This window comes from Mesorhizobium sp. M2E.F.Ca.ET.209.01.1.1 (assembly GCF_004010375.2).
Lineage (GTDB): Bacteria > Pseudomonadota > Alphaproteobacteria > Rhizobiales > Rhizobiaceae > Mesorhizobium.
Genome location: NZ_SADP02000846.1, coordinates 1 through 316 on the forward strand (window position 1 = coordinate 1; position 316 = coordinate 316).

Here is a 316-nt window from a genome sequence, read left to right on the forward strand (position 1 = left end):
GTCGGTGACGCCGGTGGCCGCGAACAGCACGTCGCCGCGCGCCATGTCCTCGGCCCGATAAACCCGCTTCGGATCGGCAATGCCCATCTTTGCCGCACGGGCGATCTTCTCCGGCGTATCGAGGATCAGCCTGCCTTGCATCTGGCCGCCGGTGCAGCGCAGCGCGGCCGCGGCCAGAACGCCTTCCGGCGCGCCTCCGGTACCGAGATAGATGTCGATGCCGGTTTCTTCCGGGTCGGTGGTGTGAATGACGCCGGCGACGTCGCCGTCGCCGATCAGGCGGATCGCGGCGCCGGTGGCACGCACGGCGTCGATC

The 316-nt window shown here is 69.6% G+C and carries 1 protein-coding gene; it reads right to left on the reverse strand.

The window, feature by feature from the left end:
• Positions 1 to 316, reverse strand: a 316-nt coding sequence (locus tag EN852_RS38175; RefSeq protein ID WP_135879859.1) for a fructose-bisphosphatase class II, incomplete at both ends; no start/stop codon positions are given.